The organism is Pseudoruegeria sp. HB172150, from assembly GCF_013184805.1.
In the GTDB taxonomy this organism is placed as follows: Bacteria; Pseudomonadota; Alphaproteobacteria; order Rhodobacterales; family Rhodobacteraceae; genus Psychromarinibacter.
In genome coordinates this window covers 249,542-266,641 of record NZ_JAATNG010000005.1, presented here as the reverse complement: position 1 = coordinate 266,641, position 17,100 = coordinate 249,542, and the positions used below count along the sequence as shown (strand labels likewise).

Below are 17,100 nucleotides of genomic sequence, written 5' to 3'. Positions count from 1 at the left end.
CCGCCATGCCCGAGCTCCCCTTCTCCTTCGCCCGCGACCAGCAGACCCTGCTGCAGGGTGACCGCCTGATCTGCGGACCCGCCGCCACCGCCCTCGGCCTGCGCGAAGCGCGGCGGCGGGCCGGGCAGCCGCTGACAGTGGAGCGCGTGGAAACCGCCGCATTCGAAACCCGCCTAAACGCCGCCTACCAGCACCCCGAGGAAACCGACGCCGACCTCACCTTCGATGTCGAACCCCGCGACAGCGCCGTCCTGCGCGACCTCCTCGAAGACACCACCGAGGCGCCGGTCATCGAACTGGTCAACCAACTCCTCCGCCGCACCGTCCGCGCCGCCGCCTCCGACCTGCACGTGGAACCGCACGAAACCGGCCTCCGCGCCCGCCTGCGCGTCGACGGCATGCTGCGCACCGTGATGGACCGGAACGACGTGCCGGTCCGCCGCGTCACCTCGCGGCTCAAGGTCATGGCCGGCCTCGACACCTCGGAAACACGCCTGCCGCAGGACGGCCGCATCGCCCTGCGCCACGGCGGCCGCGACATTGACGTCCGCATCTCCACCCTGCCCGGCCAGTTCGGCGAGCGTGTGGTGCTGCGCCTGCTCGACCGGCACACCGGCCTCCTGCCGCTCGACACCCTCGGTCTGACCCAAACCCAGGAAACCACCCTCCGCCGCCTCGCCGCCCGCCCCGACGGTATCGTCCTCGCCACCGGCCCCACCGGCTCCGGCAAGACCACCACGCTCTACTCTCTCCTGCGCCTCGCCGACCGGGGTCAACGCAACATCGTCACCGTCGAGGACCCGATCGAATACCACCTGCCCGGCATCTCGCAGACCCAGACCAACGCGGGCATCGGCCTGACCTTCGCCGCCGGCCTCCGCGCCACGCTCCGGCAGGACCCGGACGTGATCCTCGTCGGAGAGGTCCGCGACGCCGAAACCGCGCAGGTCGCCGCGCAGGCCTCGCTGACCGGCCACCTCGTCTTCTCCTCGCTGCACGCCAACAACGCCATCGCCGCGGTGACACGCCTGCGCGACCTCGGGCTTGAGAACTACCTGATCGCGGCGACCTTGCGCGGCGTGCTGGCGCAGCGACTGCTGCGGATGCTCTGTCCGGACTGTCGTGAAACAGCCCCACCCACGAAGGAGGAAGCCAGTCAGTTCGCCACGCCACCCAGGGAACTGGCCCACGCCACAGGCTGCACGGGCTGCGGCGGCACCGGCTATTCCGGCCGTCGCGGCGTGTTCGAGATCGTGGAAATCAGCGACGACCTCGCCACCCTGATCGGTGCCAACGCGCCGGAGGCAGACCTGCGACAACGCGTTCCCGGCGAAACCCTGCTGGAACAGGGGCTGGCACTGGCCGCGAAGGGGCTGACCTCGCTGCAAGAGGTCCACCGCGTTCTGGGGGACCACTAGATGCGTCCCTTCGCGTACATTGCCTATACCGGCAACGGGCAGCGGAAAACCGGCACGCTGGTCGCAGAGAGCGAACGCGCAGCCTACGCGGCGCTGCAGGCTCGGGGGCTGATGGCCACAGAGATCGCGGCGCGCGCCCACTTGCCGGCGCGAAGGCACCGACAGCCGGATGCCGGTGACAGGGCCGTCTTCTCACGCCAGATGGCGGTCCTGCTGAGCGCGGGCCTCCCGGTCGAAGCGGCGCTCGACGCGGTGATCGAAAGCGACGGATCGCGGTCGCTGCACGGTTTCGCCACCGCGCTGAAAGCGGCGGTGTTAGAGGGCTTTCCGATCTCTCAGGGCATCGCCACCCTGCGATCAGGCTTCCCACCCTATTACGCCTCCGCGCTCGGAGCCGGGGAAAAATCGGGTGACCTGGCAGCGGTGTTCGGCAGCCTCGCCGACCATCTGGAGGCCCAGACTGGTGCACGCGCAGAGATCGCCACCGCGCTGATCTACCCGGGCTTCGTGGCTGTGGTGTCACTGGCGGTTTGCGGCATTCTCGTCACCACCGTGGCGCCGGAACTCGACGCAATGTTCGAGGCGACAGGCCAGCCACTGCCTGCCATCACGGCGGCAGTACTGGGCCTGTCGGACTGGCTGGCAGCACATTGGCGCGCGGTTACGATAGCTCTGGCTGCGGCATTCATCTTGGCACTCTTCGCGGGATCGGCCCCGGCCATCCGTGATCGCGCCGTGCGGTTCGCTCTGCGCATCCCGCTGTTTGGCCAGCTCCGGCGCCGTGCGATGGCGGCGCAATATCTTCGGACGCTGGCACTGGTGCTGGCCAGCCGGCAGACCGCGTTGGACGCCGCGACAGCAGCAGCGGGCGTTTTGCAGGTATCCACCCATCGGGCATGCGCCGACGCCGCAATCTCGGCGCTGCGTCAGGGCGAGCCGATCGCGAAAGCCGTCCGCAGGATCACCCTGCTGCCCCCCGTCGCGCTGCAACTGCTGAAAGTAGGCGAAGAAACCGCGCGCATTGCCCCGATGGCGGCGCGCGCTGCGGAACTCCTTGAAACGCAGCTCCGGAACGACCGAAAGCGCATCGCAGCGCTGCTTGATCCGATCCTGATGATGGTCGTCGGGGCCTTCGTGCTGACCGTCGTGCTGGCGGTCCTGCTGCCCATCTTCGACCTTCAGGCCGCGATCGCCGGATAGACCCACTGGATCGCTCGCGGATTCCTTGGCACAAAGCCCGGGGAGGCACGGCAGAGGACGGCAGGCATGTTTTTCGAAGAAGGTTGGATTCCGCTATCCGAGGTTACCGGCGAAGTGTTCCGGCGACTGCAGGCGTTGAAATCCGAAGGCAAGATCGGCCGCGGACAGGGCGAATTGAAAAGCATCCTCGCGGTCACTGTCTGGGACATGTGTGACGCCGCGACCAAGGTGGGGGTGACCGCCACCGACGGCACCGTCGTTTCCGCTTCAAAGGATCTGGTCGCCTGGGCCGACCCGATGATCCTGTCGAACGAACACGTGAACCTGATCGCCGGTACGGTCGGCTCCTCGGACCTGCTGGACGAGCACGGCGAGATGGCCGACGACGAAACGCTGCGCCAGCGCTACGGGCCGTTCTACACGCTGCCCATTGTGGTGCCGGTCAACAATTTCCAGTCGTCGCTGACCTTCCTCGCCGAAGAGGTAAAGGCCGATATCAGCGAGGACGAGGAATTGATGAAGGGCGCCCGAACCATCCTGTCGATGATAGAACGAAAGGAACTCGTGACCCGAGAGATTGCACGCGGCCGCGTCGGCACTTCGCTGTCGCGCCGCCGGTTCAAATTGGCCTGGGCCCTGGCCGCCACGAAGGTGCCGGATTTGCGGTCCCCGAACCGCTGGCTGGGGCTATGACCCGGCGAACAGGCAAAAACATTATGGCAGGATCGCGCAAAAAGCCTTTACGGGTGCGCGGAGGATCGCGCATCGACCCCCTCGCGATTCACCGTGCTGGCAACAATGAAGGGCATTCAGGCGGAACTGTCTCCCAATAGGAGATATTCCATCCTTTGATCACAATTTTGACGGTATTCAAGCGCGTTCTGCGCTTCAAATAGGCGAACAACACACCGTTTCGAAAGTCCAAACATGCCTCATATCGGACCCGGCGCAATCACATCGAATGTCTGCCCTCTTCCAGCTGGAACGATGATCGATGTCGAATACGGCCGGCGACCCGTGACCATGCTGAAGCCCGGCATCCGGGTGCGGACCAAGGACAACGGCTATCAGCCGGTGCGCTGGGTCGCGTCCCGCCGCCTCGGTGCCAAGGCACTGGCCGAAGATCCGTCGCTGCGTCCGGTCAGGATCCGCGCCGGAGCCCTCGGCTTCGGCCTGCCAGCGACCGATATCGTCGTCTCGCCGCAGCAATGTGTGCTGCTCGGCGGCTGGCGCTGCGAACTTCTGTTCGGCGAGGACGAGGTACTGGTGCCCGCCGCCGCGCTGGTCAATGACGTGTCGATCACGCCGGAACGCGATGTCGAAGAAGTCACCTATTTCCACTTTCTGCTCGACACCCACGAGATCGTTTACTGCAACGGTGCGGAAACCGAGTGCTTCCATCCCTCCGCCGGCCTTCGCGGGATCGGCAAGCCGAAGCGGAACGAACTCTACCGGCTGTTCCCGGAACTGGAATACGAACCTGCCGCCTTCGGCAGCCGGGAACGCGCGGCGGTGCCGCGCCGCAGGTCCGAAGTGTCCCGGCTGATCTGACCCGCCAGACCGTCGAAAAATCGCCCCGTCCTCAACAGAGGTTAGCGCTAACACGCCTGAAATCAATGGCTTGACCCCCCGTCCCCATGGGGACACATCGACTGTGCGCCAAAGCCGGTTTCCAATTCGCCGCCTCCGACCTAGTTTCCGCCGGACAGGGAGGAGACCTCATGAGTGCCATGATATCAGTGCGGGCCGTCCGCAAGACCTACCAGGGCGGCGGCGACGCCCTGCGCGGGGTCGACCTGGAGATCGAAGAGGGCGAGATCCTCGCCCTTCTCGGCCCCAACGGCGCCGGCAAGACGACCCTGATCTCCATCATCTGCGGCCTGACCACGATCACCTCCGGCACCGTCGAGGTCGGCGGCCACGACGTGATCCGCGACTTCCGGTCCGCCCGCAGCCTGATCGGCCTCGTCCCCCAGGAAATGACGATGGAGCCGTTCGAAACGGTGACGCGCACCGTCAAATACTCTCGCGGCCTGTTCGGCCTGCGCCGCGACGACGCCCATATCGAATCCGTCCTGCGCCAGCTCTCCCTCTGGGACAAGCGCGACAGCCCCATCCGCGAACTCTCCGGCGGCATGAAGCGCCGGGTCCTGATCGCCAAGGCGCTGAGCCACGAGCCGCGCGTCCTGTTCCTCGACGAACCCACAGCGGGCGTCGATGTCGAGCTGCGCAAGGACATGTGGAAGGTGGTCCGCGACCTGAAGGCTCAGGGCGTGACGATTATCCTGACCACCCACTACATCGAAGAGGCCGAAGCCATCGCCGACCGCATCGGCGTGATCAACAAGGGCGAGATCCTGCTGATCGAGGAGACCGGCGCGCTGATGAAGCGGATGGGCCGCAAGGAAATGGTGATAGAACTCGCCCGGCCGTTGGACGCGATCCCCGAAAGTCTGTCGGGCTACAACCTGAGCCACGGGCGCGAACCGACAGAGATCGTCTTTACCTACGACACGGCGGCGGAACGGACCGGCATCACCCGGCTGCTGACCGACCTGCAATCCGCCGGCCTGGTCCTGCGCGACATCTCCACCCGACAGTCGAGCCTGGAAGAGATCTTCGTCGGCCTCGTGAAGGAGGACGCGGCATGAACTGGCGCGCCATCGCCGCCATCTACCAGTTCGAGATGGCCCGGACCTTCCGGACGATCTGGCAGAGCATCGTCTCTCCGGTGATATCCACCTCACTCTACTTCGTGGTCTTCGGCACAGCCATCGGCAGCCGCATCGACGAGGTGGAAGGCGTTTCCTACGGCGCCTTCATCGTGCCGGGGCTGATCATGCTGTCGGTGATCATGCAGGCGATCTCGAACGCGTCGTTCGGGATCTATTTCCCGAAGTTCATCGGCACGATCTACGAATACCTATCCGCCCCGATCAACTTTCTGGAAATCGTGATCGGCTTCGTCGGGGCGGCTGCCACCAAGTCGCTGATGATCGGCCTGATCATCCTGGCAACAGCGGCGTTATTCGTCGATGTACAGATCCTGCACCCGCTGGCCATGATCTCGTTCCTGGTGCTGACCTGCCTGTCCTTCTCGCTGATGGGCTTCATCATCGGCATCTGGGCGAAGAACTTCGAACAGCTGCAGCTGGTTCCACTGCTGATCGTCACGCCTTTGGTATTCCTAGGCGGCTCGTTCTACTCGATTTCGATGCTGCCGCCGATTTGGCAGAACATCACCCTATTCAACCCCGTGGTCTACCTGGTGTCCGGCTTCCGCTGGTCGTTCTTCGGGATGGCTGACGTGGCGCTGGGCTGGTCACTGCTGGCGATCGCCGGGTTCACGCTGCTGTGCCTCGGGATCATCTGGTGGATCTTCCGGACCGGGTGGCGGATCAAGAGCTGACATAGAACGGGCCGCCACCTTGTTACGGCGCATCCGGCCCGCTACATCGGTTGCCATGAGAAACTGGTTCCCATTCCTCAATTCGGGCCCGAAGGTCGCAGTGGTTCGGCTCACGGGCATGATCGCTAGCGGCAATCGCGGCAACGCACTCAACGATGCCGGCCTCGCGCCGATGATTGAGCGGGCATTTCGCAAGGGTAAACCCGATGCGGTGGCGCTGGTCATCAATTCGCCCGGTGGCTCGCCGGTACAAAGCTCGCTGATCGCGGCACGGATCCGGCGGTTAGCGGCGGAGAAGAACGTGAAGGTCTATGCCTTCACCGAGGATGTTGCGGCCTCCGGTGGCTACTGGCTGGCTTGTGCGGCAGACGAGATCTGGATCGATCCCAGTTCCATCGTCGGCTCAATCGGCGTGGTCTATTCCGGTTTCGGATTTCAGGACCTGATCGCGCGCTACGGAGTCGAACGTCGGGTGCACACCGCTGGCAAGTCGAAGAGTATGCTGGATCCGTTCCGGGAAGAGAAACCCGAGGACATTGAAAAACTGAAAGGTTGGCAGGACCAGATCCACGACAGCTTCATCGACTACGTGAAGGACCGGCGTGGCGCGCGTTTGGCCGATGAGCCGGATTTGTTCACCGGGAATGTCTGGATCGGCGAAAAGGCGGTGGATGTCGGGCTTGCCGATGGCGTCGGGCATCTCGTCCCGAAGATGAAGGATGTCTTCGGCGAAAAGGTGCGCTTCATTCCTTATGCCAAGAAAAAGGGCCTGTTCTCGCGCCTGAGCGGTCAGGTCGCAGACAATGCGCTGGGCGTGATGGAAGAACGCGGCCTGTTCGCCCGGTTCGGTCTATGATCGTCAAGATCGTCGTCCTCTTCCTGGTAGCGATGGGTGTCATGGCGATGTTCGGAAAACTGCGCCTGCCCGGGCAGAAACACCTGAGCAACCGAAAATGCCCCCGCTGCGGCCGCTACCGCATCGGCAAAGGGCCCTGCGACTGCCGAAAGGGCTGACTATTGGATTACCTTATCGCCGCCGCCGGCCTGGTCCTTCTGTTGATCGGCGGAGAGCTTCTGGTGCGCGGCGCCGTCAACATGGCGCTTCGGCTCGGCATTCCCGCTCTGGTCGTAAGCCTGACCATCGTGGCCTTTGGAACCTCCGCGCCGGAACTGATCGTGGTTGTGCAATCGGTCTTGCGAGGTGCCCCGGGGCTTGCGCTGGGCAACGTGGTCGGGTCGAACACGGCGAACATCCTGCTGGTTCTGGGTCTGCCGGCATTGCTGTTCGGTCTGGCCAGCGGTGCGCACGATACCCGCCTGAGCTACGTGATCATGGTCCTTTCGACCTTGCTGTTCATCGGGCTGGCGTTCGTGCGGCCGATCACCTGGATTGACGGTCTCATCCTGCTGACCGCCTTCGCGGCAGTGCAGCTTCAGCAGCTTCTCGCTGCCCGCAAGCACCGCATGGCCAGCCGGAACGAGCCAAAGGAAGAGGTCGAAGGTGCCGATCCGAACATGCCGAAATGGAAAATCGGCTCTTATCTGGTCGCCGGTCTTGCCGCGTTACCATTCGGTGCCGACCTGCTGGTCGACAGTTCTGTTCGGATCGCGACGCGCTTGGGCGTCAGCGAAACCGTCATTGGCCTGACGCTGGTCGCCGTCGGCACCTCGCTGCCCGAGCTGGCGACAACGACAATTGCGGCCTACCGGCAGCGAGCGGATGTGGCTCTTGGCAATGTGATCGGGTCGAACGTATTCAACCTGCTGGGTATCATCGGCCTCGCGAGCTTATTCGGTACGATTCCCGTCGATCCGGACTTCCTGCGCTTCGATCTTTGGGTGATGCTTGGTGCGTCGTTGATGCTTGCACCTTTCGTGTTCTGGCCCGTCAATATGGGCCGGGTCACCGGCGCTGTCTTGACGGCGGCCTACGGAATCTATGTCTTCTTGATCCTGTCCTGATCATCCGGAGGTCTTTCGATGCAGATCCGCACCGCCCTCGTCACCGGCGCCGCGAAACGCCTGGGCCGCGCCAACGCGCTGGCACTGGCCGAGGACGGCTTCGATGTCGCGGTGCACTATGCCAGTTCCGAAAAGGAAGCGGAGGAGACCGTCGCGGAAATCAAGGCAATGGGCCGACGTGCGGTGGCATTGCAGGCGGATCTGCTGGATGAGGACGCAATGCAGACCCTGCTGCCGCGGGCGGCGGAGGAGCTTGGCACGATAACCGTTCTTGTGAACAACGCCTCAGTCTTTGAATACGACAACATCCGCAGCGCGACGCGGGATAGCTGGGACCGTCACATCGAGTCGAACCTGCGCGCGCCTTTCGTGCTGACCCAGGCACTCGCGGCGCAGGCACCAGCCCCCTCGACTGATGAGCGCGGAGAGGTCAGGGCAGAGGCGCTGGTGGTCAACATGATCGATGAGCGCGTCCGCAAGCTGACACCCGAATTCATGAGCTACACCATCGCCAAGATGGGGCTCTGGGCCTTTACCCAGACCGCCGCGCAGGCGCTTGCACCCAGGGTTCGGGTGAACGCGGTCGGTCCCGGCCCGACAGTGCAGGGCGCCCGGCAGACGGAAGACCACTTCCGCCGTCAGCGCGAGGCGATGCTCCTTGAACGTGGGTCGAACCCGGAGGACATCACCGCAGCATTGCTCTACTTCGTGCATGCACCGGCCGTGACCGGCCAGCTGCTATGCACCGACGCCGGACAGCACCTGTTGTGGAAGACACCGGAGGTTGCACTCGACCAGTAGCACCCCGCGCCATCAGTTGACACAGCGTCAAACTTGTACACCGCTTCCCGGAATGTCTTGAAATCGTAACATTTACTTTACAATTTGATTGAAGTTACAATTGCTTCATAATAATTTCTCTTTTTTTCAAAGGGTTAAACTAATGCTCAAAAATTAAGCAACCCGACGAACCCATCAAGAAACAAGGAAAAATTCGCGCTTTTCGAAACATACCACCAGAGTTCTCCACAGAATCCGTGGACATGTTTTTCCTTGTTTTCAGACTGCTAAGATTGCAGCCACGAAGGAGAATCACAATCTAGAGGTCATGAGCAGCGATATGTCCGAAACCGCGCCGGCTCCGCAACTTTCCGGCCATGCATGTATTCAATCCTATCTGAAGACGCTGGACTCGTCGCCGGGGGTGTACCGCATGCTCGATGCCCGAGGAGCGGTGCTTTACGTAGGCAAGGCACGCAATCTGAAGGCGCGGGTGTCGAGTTACGCGCGCCCCTCCGGCCACAGCCCGCGGATCGCGCGGATGATCGCGGCAACGGTATCGATGATGTTCCTGTCCACCCGGACCGAGACTGAGGCGCTGCTGCTAGAGCAGAACCTGATCAAGCAGTTGAAGCCGCGCTATAACGTGCTGCTGCGCGACGACAAATCGTTCCCGAACATCCTCGTGGCCAAGGATCACGCCTTTCCGCAGATCAAGAAGCACCGCGGCGCTAAGAAGGCAAAAGGCAATTATTACGGCCCCTTCGCGAGTGCGGGCGCCGTGAACCGGACGCTGAACCAGTTGCAAAAGGTGTTCCTGTTGCGGAACTGTTCGGATTCCACCTTCGAAACCCGGACGCGGCCCTGCCTCCTGTACCAGATCAAGCGCTGCAGTGCGCCCTGCGTCGGCTACATTGACGAGATCGGATATGCCGGTCTGCTATCCGATGCAGAGCGGTTCCTACAGGGCAAGACGACGAAGGTGCAATCGGAACTGGCCGAGCAGATGCAAGCCGCTTCCGAGTCTATGGAGTTCGAGCGCGCCGCTGCCCTGCGCGACCGGATCCGGGCGCTAACGCAGGTTCAGTCGAACCAGGGGATCAATCCGAAGGCCGTCACCGAGGCGGACGTGATCGCGCTACACATGGAGTCGGGACAGGCCTGCGTGCAGGTGTTCTTCATCCGGGCGAACCAGAACTGGGGCAATCGGGATTACTACCCCCGACTAGGTGGCACCGAGAGCGCGGCGGAGGTTCTGCAGGCGTTCATAGGCCAGTTCTACGACAACAAGGAACCGCCACGGCAACTGATCCTGTCGGACGAGATCGAGGATGCCGATTTGATGGCGGAAGCTCTGTCGCAGAAGGCGGGCCGCAAAGTCGAAATCCTGGTACCTCAACGCGGAGAGAAGATGGAATTGGTCTCAAGCGCGCTCAGGAACGCGCGAGAGAGCCTGGCTCGCAAGATGGCGGAGACCGCCACGCAAGGCAAACTGTTGTCCGGGCTGGCCGAGGCATTCGGACTGGAAAGCGCGCCGCAGCGGATCGAGGTCTACGACAACTCCCACATCCAGGGCGCGCATGCGGTGGGCGCGATGATCGTGGCCGGGCCGGAAGGGTTGATGAAGAACCAGTACCGCAAGTTCAACATCAAGGGTGAAGAGCTGACACCGGGTGACGACTTCGGAATGATGAAGGAGGTCCTGAGCCGCCGGTTCAAGCGGCTGCTGAAGGAAGACCCGGACCGCGACAAGGGGATGTGGCCCGACCTGCTGTTGATCGATGGCGGTGCCGGGCAAGTCTCGGCCGTGCACGAGATCATGGCGGAGATGGGGGTCGAGGATCTCGCGATGGTAGGTGTAGCCAAGGGCGTGGACCGGGACGCGGGTAAGGAAGAGTTTCACCGTTATGGGCAGCGTCCCTTCGCGCTGCGCCACAACGATCCGGTTCTGTATTTCGTCCAGCGGATGCGGGACGAGGCGCACCGCTTCGCGATCGGGACGCACAGGGCGAAACGGGCCAAGGCGGTCAGTGCGACGCCGCTGGACGATGTGCCCGGCGTGGGCGCGACGCGGAAGCGGGCCCTGCTGGCGCATTTCGGATCGGCCAAGGCAGTCAGCCGGGCCAACCTTGCGGATCTGAAGGCTGTCGACGGTATCTCGGATCAGTTGGCCGAGACGATCTACGATTTTTTCCACGAGCGCGGTTGATCCCGGACGCACAGCCGATGGGCAGCAGGTTCTCCCAGACGATCAAGGCAGCGCCTTCCCTGTCCCCGCGGTTGACGATAGGAAGACGTCATGAGCTGGACGATCCCGAATATCCTGACGGTCCTGCGCCTGCTCGCCGCGCCCGGTGTCGCGGTGATGTTCCTCTATTTCGTCCGCCCCTGGGCCGACTGGCTGGCGATGCTGCTTTTCATCGGCGCTGCGGTGACCGACTGGTTCGACGGCTATCTTGCTCGCTTGTGGAAACAGGAGTCGCGATTTGGCGCAATGCTGGACCCGATCGCTGACAAGGCGATGGTGGTTATCGCACTGTTGGTGATCACTGCATTCTCCGGCATCGGCCGGCCGGACGGGATGGATCCGTGGATCCTGCTGCCCGCCACGGTTATCCTGTTCCGCGAGGTCTTTGTCTCGGGGCTGCGGGAATTCCTTGGCTCCTATGCGGCGACGCTGAAGGTGACGAAGCTCGCGAAGTGGAAGACGACAGCGCAAATGGTGGCCATCGCGGTGCTGTTCGCGAAGGGTATCTTCGAGCACAACATGATTCAGCAAACAGAAGGCATGGACCGGGCGACGGTCGCAGCCATCCTTGAAGGGTCGGCGCCGGACGAAGCGGGACTTGTCGGGATTTTCGCCGCCGCCTGGTACACTTGGTGGGCCGGCGTCGTCCTGCTGTGGATCGCGGCAGCGCTGACACTGATTACCGGCTGGGATTATTTCCGGAAATCGCTGCCGTTCTTCCAGGACGAGGAAAAGACATGATCGACGTGCTCTATTTCGCCTGGGTCCGCGAACGGATCGGCCTGTCGAAGGAAAAGGTTGAGACCTCGGCCGAAACTGTTGCCGGGCTGGTCGCGGAACTGAAGGCTCGCGAGGCGCGGTATGAGGCGGCCTTTGCCGATGTATCAGCGCTGCGCGTGGCGCTGGACCAGGAGTTGTCGGATTTCGATGCCCCGCTCGCTGGCGTGCGCGAGATCGCCTTTTTCCCGCCGATGACCGGGGGCTGAGATGGCGGTTCGGGTGCAGTCCGATCCGTTCGATCCGGGTGCAGAGCTGACGGCATTCGCCGCCGAACGAACCGACATTGGCGCGGTTGTCAGTTTTACCGGCGTCGTGCGCGACGACGGCGGGCTGCGGGCCATGGAGATCGAGCATTACCCGGGCATGACCGAGAAGGCGATTGCAGAGATCGAGGTGGAGGCGATGGAGCGCTGGGGCCTAAAGGACTGCCTTGTGATCCATCGGTTTGGCCATCTGGCGCCGGGTGAGCAGATCATGATGGTTATCACCGCCGCCGGACATCGCGGCGACGCCTTCGCAGCGGCGGAATTCCTGATGGACTACCTGAAGTCCCGCGCGCCGTTCTGGAAATGCGAAGTGACCGACGCAGGTGCGGACTGGGTCGCGGCGAAGGACGAAGACGAGGACGCGCTGAACCGCTGGTAACTGGGATGCGGCAGGCGCCGGGGGAAGTTGTCTCCCCCAGACCTCCTTGGGATGTTCTTGGCCATAACAAGATCCAGATTTTTTCAGTTCCACGCCCAAGGATTGACCTGCGGGCTGCGTCCTATCCAATGTGATGCGCATGGAAACAGGCGATACGGGGCTGGCCCTGGCCGCGGCGGGCGGCGACCGCGAGGCGTTCGCGGCGCTTCTGGCGCGGCATTACGACGGGCTGTTCCGGGTCTGCTTTCGCCTGACCGGGACGCGTGACGGGGCGGAGGACCTGACGCAGGACATCTGCCTGGCGCTGCCCGCGAAGCTGAGCGGGTTCCGGGGCGATGCGAAGTTTTCCACCTGGCTCTACCGGGTCGCGGTGAATGCCGCGCATGATGCGCGGCGCCGCGCGGCGAGCCGGACGAAGGCATCCGATGGCTGGGGCGACTGGGAACGGAACCGGCGTGCCGCGGCCGACGACACCGCCGAGGGGCTGGACTGGCTTCAGACGGCGATGGCGGCGCTGCCGGAGGATCTGCGAGACACCGCGGCGCTGACCATGGGGGACGAGATGACACATGCCGAGGCCGCCGAGGCGCTTGGCATATCCGAGGGGACCGCCAGCTGGCGGCTTTCGGAAATCCGCAAGCGGCTGAAGGCCATGCGGGATGAGGAGCTGAGTGCATGAGTGACCCGCTTGACGATCTGAAGCGCGCCTTCGAACGCGCAACGCCGGAGCCGGATGCCGACCGCAAGACCCGCAATCAGGACGACGCGCAGAAAATTTTCGACCGCGCCCAAGGATCGACGGACGGCGCACGTCCTACTTCTGACCGCCCGAAAGGATGGGCGGGCATTGCCACAGGAGTAAGACATATGCTGAACACATTGACCTCGCGCCCCGCGTTGACCGCGACCACCGCGCTTGTCGCCGTGGGCGTCGTTGCCCTGCTGCCCGTATTGCGGGACGTGCCCTCGCCGCTGGGCGGGCTGGAACAGCCCGAACTGGAAACGCGGGAACGCGCCGTGGCGGATGAGGCAGCTGCGGATCTGGATGATGCGGTTTCGGAGGCGGATATTGCCGAGGAAGCGCCGGTCGAGATGGAAGAGACGATCATTGTGGCGCCGTCGATGGCAGAGATTTCTGATGGCACCCTTTATGCGCCGCCGCCGTCGCCGTCGCCTAGCGTCTCTCCGCTGGCCGGCGCGGCTTCTGAGATGCGTTCAGCTCCGGCCGGCAAGGTGATTGGCGGAATCGTCGCGCCGGCCCCGGCGGATGCCGTGCGTCCCGAGGAGCCGAACACCGAGACCTTCGCCAAAGACGACGACAACCCGGTGAAGGTCGTCACCGAGGAACCAGTTTCAACCTTCTCCATCGACGTCGACACGGCGAGTTATGCCATCGTCCGCAACTCGCTGATGTCGGGCATATTGCCGCCTGCCGACGCGGTGCGGATCGAGGAAATGGTGAACTACTTCCCCTACGATTACCCCGCGCCTGCGGCCGGTGAAGGCCCATTCCGGCCGACAGTCACGCTGGCAGAGACGCCGTGGAATCCGGACACGCAGCTGATGACCATCGGCCTGCAGGGCGAGATGCCGGCAGTCGAGGATCGTCCGCCGCTGAACCTCGTCTTTCTGATCGACACGTCCGGGTCGATGCAGGACGCCAACAAGCTGCCACTGCTGAAGCAGAGCTTCAGGCTGATGCTGAGCGAACTTCGGCCGGAGGATCAGGTGGCCATCGTGACCTATGCGGGCTCTGCCGGGCTGGCGCTGGAGGCGACGCCGGCGGGTGAGCGCGACAAGATCCTGGCGTCGCTTGAGACGCTGGAGGCGGGCGGATCGACCGCCGGGCAGCAGGGGCTGCTGCAGGCCTATTCCGTGGCCGAGAGCATGGCGGATGACGGCGAGGTGACACGCGTGATCCTGGCGACCGACGGGGATTTCAACGTCGGGATCTACGAGCCTGAGGCGCTGAAGGATTTCATCGCCGACAAGCGCGACAGTGGAACCTACCTGTCGGTTCTCGGCTTTGGCCGGGGCAATCTGGACGATGCGACGATGCAGGCGCTGGCGCAGAACGGCAACGGAACGGCCGCCTATATCGACACGCTGAGCGAGGCGCGGAAGGTGCTAGTCGATCAGCTGACCGGTGCGCTGTTCCCGATTGCTAACGACGTGAAGATCCAGGTGGAGTTCAACCCCGCCAAAGTAGCCGAGTACCGGCTGATCGGTTACGAGACCCGCGCGCTGCGGCGCGAGGATTTCAACAACGACAAGGTCGATGCAGGCGAGATCGGTGCCGGGCATTCGGTGACGGCGATCTACGAGATCACGCCGGTGGGCTCGCCCGCGGTGCTGAACGATCCACTGCGCTATGGCGCCAGTTCCGTAGCACCGGCGGCGTCGGATGACGGCGAGTTGGCGTTCCTCAGGATGCGCTACAAGGCGCCCGGCGAGGACGCCAGCCAGCTGATCGAGGTGCCGATCACCGAAGGCATGGGAACCGTGACGCCCGACACCCGCTTTGCCGCCGCCATCGCCGGGTTCGGGCAGCTTCTGAAGGACAGCGCCTATACCGGCGACTGGTCCTATGAGTACGCTATCGACCTGGCGAACTCTGCCATCGGCGAGGATCCGTTCGGCTATCGCCGGCAGGCGGTGGAACTGATGCGGCTGGCCAAAAGCCTGTCGCAGTAACCCGAAAGACATGGCCGCGGTTCCAATCTCTCCCCCGCCGCGGCTTTGCAACGCCCACCCGCCGGGCAACGGCCCCTCCCCCGACTTGTCCTCGGGAGAGGGCTCATTCCCACGCGCCGCCGGCACCACCTAACCGGCTACCTGATACAGCCCGGCGACGCGCCGACCCGGAGCGTACACCGCTCCGGGCCGAATTGTGCGTGAGAGTGTCAACTGAGCCCTTAGCCGTGCTCGGGCTCCTGCTGCGTCTGACCGATCTCGTCGAGCCGCTTCTGCAGGCTCAGACGGTCGAGGGACTCCATCGGAAGCGACGTAAAGATACCGATACGGGTGTTCAGAACTCGGTAGGCGTTGGAGAAGGCAAGCCGCTTTTCAGCCTCGTTACCTTCTGCACGCACCGGGTCCGGTACACCCCAATGCGCCGTCATCGGTTGGCCGGGCCACAGCGGGCATGGCTCGGCTGCAGCGCGGTCGCAGACGGTGAAAACGAAGCTCATCTCTGGTGCATCCTGCCCGGCAAATTCGTCCCAGCTCTTAGAACGGGTGCCCTCGGTCGGATAGTTCAGCCGTTTCAGCAGATCCAGCGTGTAGGGATGAGGCGCGTCCTTGGGTTGCGAACCGGCCGAAAATGCGCGGAACCGGCCGCGACCCTCGCGGTTCAAGATCGCCTCGGCCATCAGCGAGCGCGCCGAATTGCCGGTGCAGAGGAATAGAACGTTTTTCACTTTTTCAGCCATGACATACCTCAACAGGCCAGATCGATCTTCTCAATGAAATTGCGGCAAAGCTCCGGATGTCCGCCGCAACAGTCTTCCATCAGGTACCCCAGCAAACCCCGCACACCGTTCAGATCGGCAAAATAGCGCACGGCGCGTCCCTCGCGCTGGTTGCGCAGCAGCCCCGCCTGTGTCAGCACCGACAGGTTCGCGGACATCGTATTCTGACGCACGTCCAGCGCGTCGCCGATCTCTCCGGCAAGCATGCCCTTCCCCCCGGCGGCGATCAGCAGGCGGAACGCATCCAAACGGGTCGATTGGCTAAGCGCGGCGAAGGCGGAGAGAGCACGATTTTTATCCATACTTCATGATTACATGATATTTTGATTTCATGTCAATAACGGAGTAACGCTATCCGCTTGCGGGCCGCCGGCAATTCCGTCCTACTGCCCGACATGGATATTACACCCGACAGACTGGCCGTCATTGCGGATATTCATGGCAACGCCGACGCCCTCACCGCAGTCCTCGCAGATATCGACGCGCTGGGTAACGCCGAAATCGTCAACCTCGGCGACCACCTGAGCAGTCCATTGGCGGCGGCGGAAACGGCCGAGATTCTGCTTTCTCGCCCGATGACCTGCATACGCGGAAACCATGACCGCTACTTAATCGAACATCTGCCGGCCGAGATGCACCGGACCGATGCCACTGCTTACCGCCAACTGCAGCCAAGGCACATTGACTGGCTCGAAACACTGCCGCCGGTGGCCGAGATGGGGGAAGTGCTGCTGTGTCACGCGACTCCGCAGGACGACGAAACCTATTTCCTGGAAGAGGTACGACCCGACGGCGCGCTGATCCGCCGGCCGCACAAGGGGATCGCGGAACTGGCGGGGAGCAGTGCGCACAAGGTCATCCTCTGCGCACATACCCACCTGCCCCGCGCCGTCCGGCTCACCGACGGGCGGTTGATCGTGAACCCCGGAAGTGTCGGTGTCCCAGGCTATACCGATGACACGCCCTATCCCCACGCGGTCGAAGCCGGCACGCCCGATGCCAACTATGCGATACTGGAACGCAAAGGCGACAGCTGGCGAGTCAATTTCCGCCTTGTGCCGTATGATCCCTCGCGCATGTCAGAAATGGCGCGGCGCGAAGGCCGCGACGACTGGGCCGCGATGCTCGAAACCGGCTGGATCAAGACCTAGCAAAAGGGCGCGCCCCGCAGAGCGCGCCTTCGACACA

19 protein-coding genes are annotated in these 17,100 nt (G+C 63.4%); 17 read left to right on the top strand and 2 right to left on the bottom strand.

The genetic code is table 11. The features are described 5' to 3' along the window. The first annotated feature begins 5 nt into the window (after nucleotides 1-5). The 16 genes from HCO70_RS20005 to HCO70_RS19930 all read left to right on the top strand — a co-directional run bounded on the left by HCO70_RS20005 (nucleotide 6) and on the right by HCO70_RS19930 (nucleotide 15,136). Complete coding sequence (locus HCO70_RS20005) at nucleotides 6-1,418, top strand: GspE/PulE family protein (RefSeq protein ID WP_172299500.1); 1,413 nt, start codon at nucleotides 6-8, stop codon at nucleotides 1,416-1,418. Continuing rightward, on the top strand, nucleotides 1,419-2,618 hold the full coding sequence (locus HCO70_RS20000) for a type II secretion system F family protein (protein ID WP_172299498.1): 1,200 nt from the start codon (nucleotides 1,419-1,421) through the stop codon (nucleotides 2,616-2,618). A gap of 66 nt (nucleotides 2,619-2,684) precedes the next feature. Further along, the gene (locus HCO70_RS19995; RefSeq protein WP_172299496.1) at nucleotides 2,685-3,311 is read left to right on the top strand and encodes a hypothetical protein; all 627 of its coding nucleotides are present in this window, start codon (nucleotides 2,685-2,687) and stop codon (nucleotides 3,309-3,311) included. A 294-nt stretch (nucleotides 3,312-3,605) separates the two neighbouring features. Next, nucleotides 3,606-4,169, top strand: a complete 564-nt coding sequence (locus HCO70_RS19990; protein ID WP_172299494.1) for a Hint domain-containing protein — start codon at nucleotides 3,606-3,608, stop codon at nucleotides 4,167-4,169. A 170-nt stretch (nucleotides 4,170-4,339) separates the two neighbouring features. Then, nucleotides 4,340-5,269, top strand: a complete 930-nt coding sequence (locus tag HCO70_RS19985; RefSeq protein WP_172299492.1) for an ABC transporter ATP-binding protein — start codon at nucleotides 4,340-4,342, stop codon at nucleotides 5,267-5,269. Continuing rightward, nucleotides 5,266-6,027, top strand: coding sequence for an ABC transporter permease (locus tag HCO70_RS19980; protein WP_172299490.1), 762 nt, complete (start codon nucleotides 5,266-5,268; stop codon nucleotides 6,025-6,027). The genes HCO70_RS19985 and HCO70_RS19980 overlap by 4 nt, the downstream gene beginning before the upstream one ends. Nucleotides 6,028-6,082: 55 nt before the next feature. Next, on the top strand, nucleotides 6,083-6,883 hold the full coding sequence (locus HCO70_RS19975; protein ID WP_172299488.1) for a S49 family peptidase: 801 nt from the start codon (nucleotides 6,083-6,085) through the stop codon (nucleotides 6,881-6,883). After that, complete coding sequence (locus tag HCO70_RS19970; protein ID WP_172299486.1) at nucleotides 6,880-7,041, top strand: hypothetical protein; 162 nt, start codon at nucleotides 6,880-6,882, stop codon at nucleotides 7,039-7,041. The genes HCO70_RS19975 and HCO70_RS19970 overlap by 4 nt, the downstream gene beginning before the upstream one ends. A gap of 3 nt (nucleotides 7,042-7,044) precedes the next feature. After that, nucleotides 7,045-7,989: a calcium/sodium antiporter gene (locus tag HCO70_RS19965; RefSeq protein WP_172299484.1), complete on the top strand. Its 945-nt coding sequence runs from the start codon at nucleotides 7,045-7,047 to the stop codon at nucleotides 7,987-7,989. 24 nt (nucleotides 7,990-8,013) lie between these two features. After that, entirely contained in the window at nucleotides 8,014-8,790 is a 777-nt protein-coding gene (locus tag HCO70_RS19960; RefSeq protein ID WP_172299690.1) for an SDR family oxidoreductase, read from the top strand. A gap of 307 nt (nucleotides 8,791-9,097) precedes the next feature. After that, nucleotides 9,098-10,978, top strand: a complete 1,881-nt coding sequence (gene uvrC / locus HCO70_RS19955; protein ID WP_172299482.1) for an excinuclease ABC subunit UvrC — start codon at nucleotides 9,098-9,100, stop codon at nucleotides 10,976-10,978. A gap of 90 nt (nucleotides 10,979-11,068) precedes the next feature. Beyond that, complete coding sequence (pgsA, locus tag HCO70_RS19950; RefSeq protein WP_172299480.1) at nucleotides 11,069-11,758, top strand: CDP-diacylglycerol--glycerol-3-phosphate 3-phosphatidyltransferase; 690 nt, start codon at nucleotides 11,069-11,071, stop codon at nucleotides 11,756-11,758. Further along, the gene (gene moaD, locus HCO70_RS19945) at nucleotides 11,755-12,003 is read left to right on the top strand and encodes a molybdopterin converting factor subunit 1 (protein WP_172299478.1); all 249 of its coding nucleotides are present in this window, start codon (nucleotides 11,755-11,757) and stop codon (nucleotides 12,001-12,003) included. Before pgsA ends, moaD begins: the two co-directional genes overlap by 4 nt. A 1-nt stretch (nucleotide 12,004) precedes the next feature. After that, entirely contained in the window at nucleotides 12,005-12,442 is a 438-nt protein-coding gene (locus HCO70_RS19940) for a molybdenum cofactor biosynthesis protein MoaE (RefSeq protein WP_172299476.1), read from the top strand. A gap of 139 nt (nucleotides 12,443-12,581) precedes the next feature. After that, nucleotides 12,582-13,121, top strand: a complete 540-nt coding sequence (locus HCO70_RS19935) for an RNA polymerase sigma factor (RefSeq protein ID WP_172299474.1) — start codon at nucleotides 12,582-12,584, stop codon at nucleotides 13,119-13,121. Next, nucleotides 13,118-15,136, top strand: coding sequence for a VWA domain-containing protein (locus tag HCO70_RS19930; RefSeq protein WP_172299472.1), 2,019 nt, complete (start codon nucleotides 13,118-13,120; stop codon nucleotides 15,134-15,136). The genes HCO70_RS19935 and HCO70_RS19930 overlap by 4 nt, the downstream gene beginning before the upstream one ends. 221 nt (nucleotides 15,137-15,357) lie before the next feature. Here the strand turns inward: HCO70_RS19930 and HCO70_RS19925 are convergent, their stop codons facing one another. Then, nucleotides 15,358-15,873 (bottom strand): arsenate reductase ArsC, encoded by a 516-nt coding sequence (locus HCO70_RS19925; protein WP_172299470.1) that lies wholly within the window; start codon nucleotides 15,871-15,873, stop codon nucleotides 15,358-15,360. Nucleotides 15,874-15,881: 8 nt separating this feature from the next. Then, nucleotides 15,882-16,214, bottom strand: coding sequence for a helix-turn-helix transcriptional regulator (locus tag HCO70_RS19920; RefSeq protein WP_172299468.1), 333 nt, complete (start codon nucleotides 16,212-16,214; stop codon nucleotides 15,882-15,884). A gap of 93 nt (nucleotides 16,215-16,307) precedes the next feature. Between HCO70_RS19920 and HCO70_RS19915 the strand changes: the two genes are divergently transcribed. Then, nucleotides 16,308-17,063, top strand: a complete 756-nt coding sequence (locus tag HCO70_RS19915; RefSeq protein WP_172299466.1) for a metallophosphoesterase — start codon at nucleotides 16,308-16,310, stop codon at nucleotides 17,061-17,063. Nucleotides 17,064-17,100: the final 37 nt, after the last annotated feature.

Bases quoted from the DNA above. Each gene is read 5' to 3' on its own strand.
- HCO70_RS19930 (WP_172299472.1), top strand. From the start codon at position 13,118: ATGAGTGACCCGCTTGACGATCTGAAGCGCGCCTTCGAACGCGCAACG.
- HCO70_RS19935 (WP_172299474.1), top strand. From the start codon at position 12,582: ATGGAAACAGGCGATACGGGGCTGGCCCTGGCCGCGGCGGGCGGCGAC.
- HCO70_RS19980 (WP_172299490.1), top strand. From the start codon at position 5,266: ATGAACTGGCGCGCCATCGCCGCCATCTACCAGTTCGAGATGGCCCGG.
- HCO70_RS19970 (WP_172299486.1), top strand. From the start codon at position 6,880: ATGATCGTCAAGATCGTCGTCCTCTTCCTGGTAGCGATGGGTGTCATG.
- HCO70_RS19990 (WP_172299494.1), top strand. From the start codon at position 3,606: ATGATCGATGTCGAATACGGCCGGCGACCCGTGACCATGCTGAAGCCC.
- HCO70_RS19920 (WP_172299468.1), bottom strand. From the start codon at position 16,214: ATGGATAAAAATCGTGCTCTCTCCGCCTTCGCCGCGCTTAGCCAATCG.
- HCO70_RS19940 (WP_172299476.1), top strand. From the start codon at position 12,005: ATGGCGGTTCGGGTGCAGTCCGATCCGTTCGATCCGGGTGCAGAGCTG.
- moaD (WP_172299478.1), top strand. From the start codon at position 11,755: ATGATCGACGTGCTCTATTTCGCCTGGGTCCGCGAACGGATCGGCCTG.
- HCO70_RS20005 (WP_172299500.1), top strand. From the start codon at position 6: ATGCCCGAGCTCCCCTTCTCCTTCGCCCGCGACCAGCAGACCCTGCTG.
- HCO70_RS19985 (WP_172299492.1), top strand. From the start codon at position 4,340: ATGAGTGCCATGATATCAGTGCGGGCCGTCCGCAAGACCTACCAGGGC.
- HCO70_RS19925 (WP_172299470.1), bottom strand. From the start codon at position 15,873: ATGGCTGAAAAAGTGAAAAACGTTCTATTCCTCTGCACCGGCAATTCG.
- pgsA (WP_172299480.1), top strand. From the start codon at position 11,069: ATGAGCTGGACGATCCCGAATATCCTGACGGTCCTGCGCCTGCTCGCC.
- HCO70_RS19995 (WP_172299496.1), top strand. From the start codon at position 2,685: ATGTTTTTCGAAGAAGGTTGGATTCCGCTATCCGAGGTTACCGGCGAA.
- HCO70_RS20000 (WP_172299498.1), top strand. From the start codon at position 1,419: ATGCGTCCCTTCGCGTACATTGCCTATACCGGCAACGGGCAGCGGAAA.
- HCO70_RS19975 (WP_172299488.1), top strand. From the start codon at position 6,083: ATGAGAAACTGGTTCCCATTCCTCAATTCGGGCCCGAAGGTCGCAGTG.
- HCO70_RS19915 (WP_172299466.1), top strand. From the start codon at position 16,308: ATGGATATTACACCCGACAGACTGGCCGTCATTGCGGATATTCATGGC.
- uvrC (WP_172299482.1), top strand. From the start codon at position 9,098: ATGAGCAGCGATATGTCCGAAACCGCGCCGGCTCCGCAACTTTCCGGC.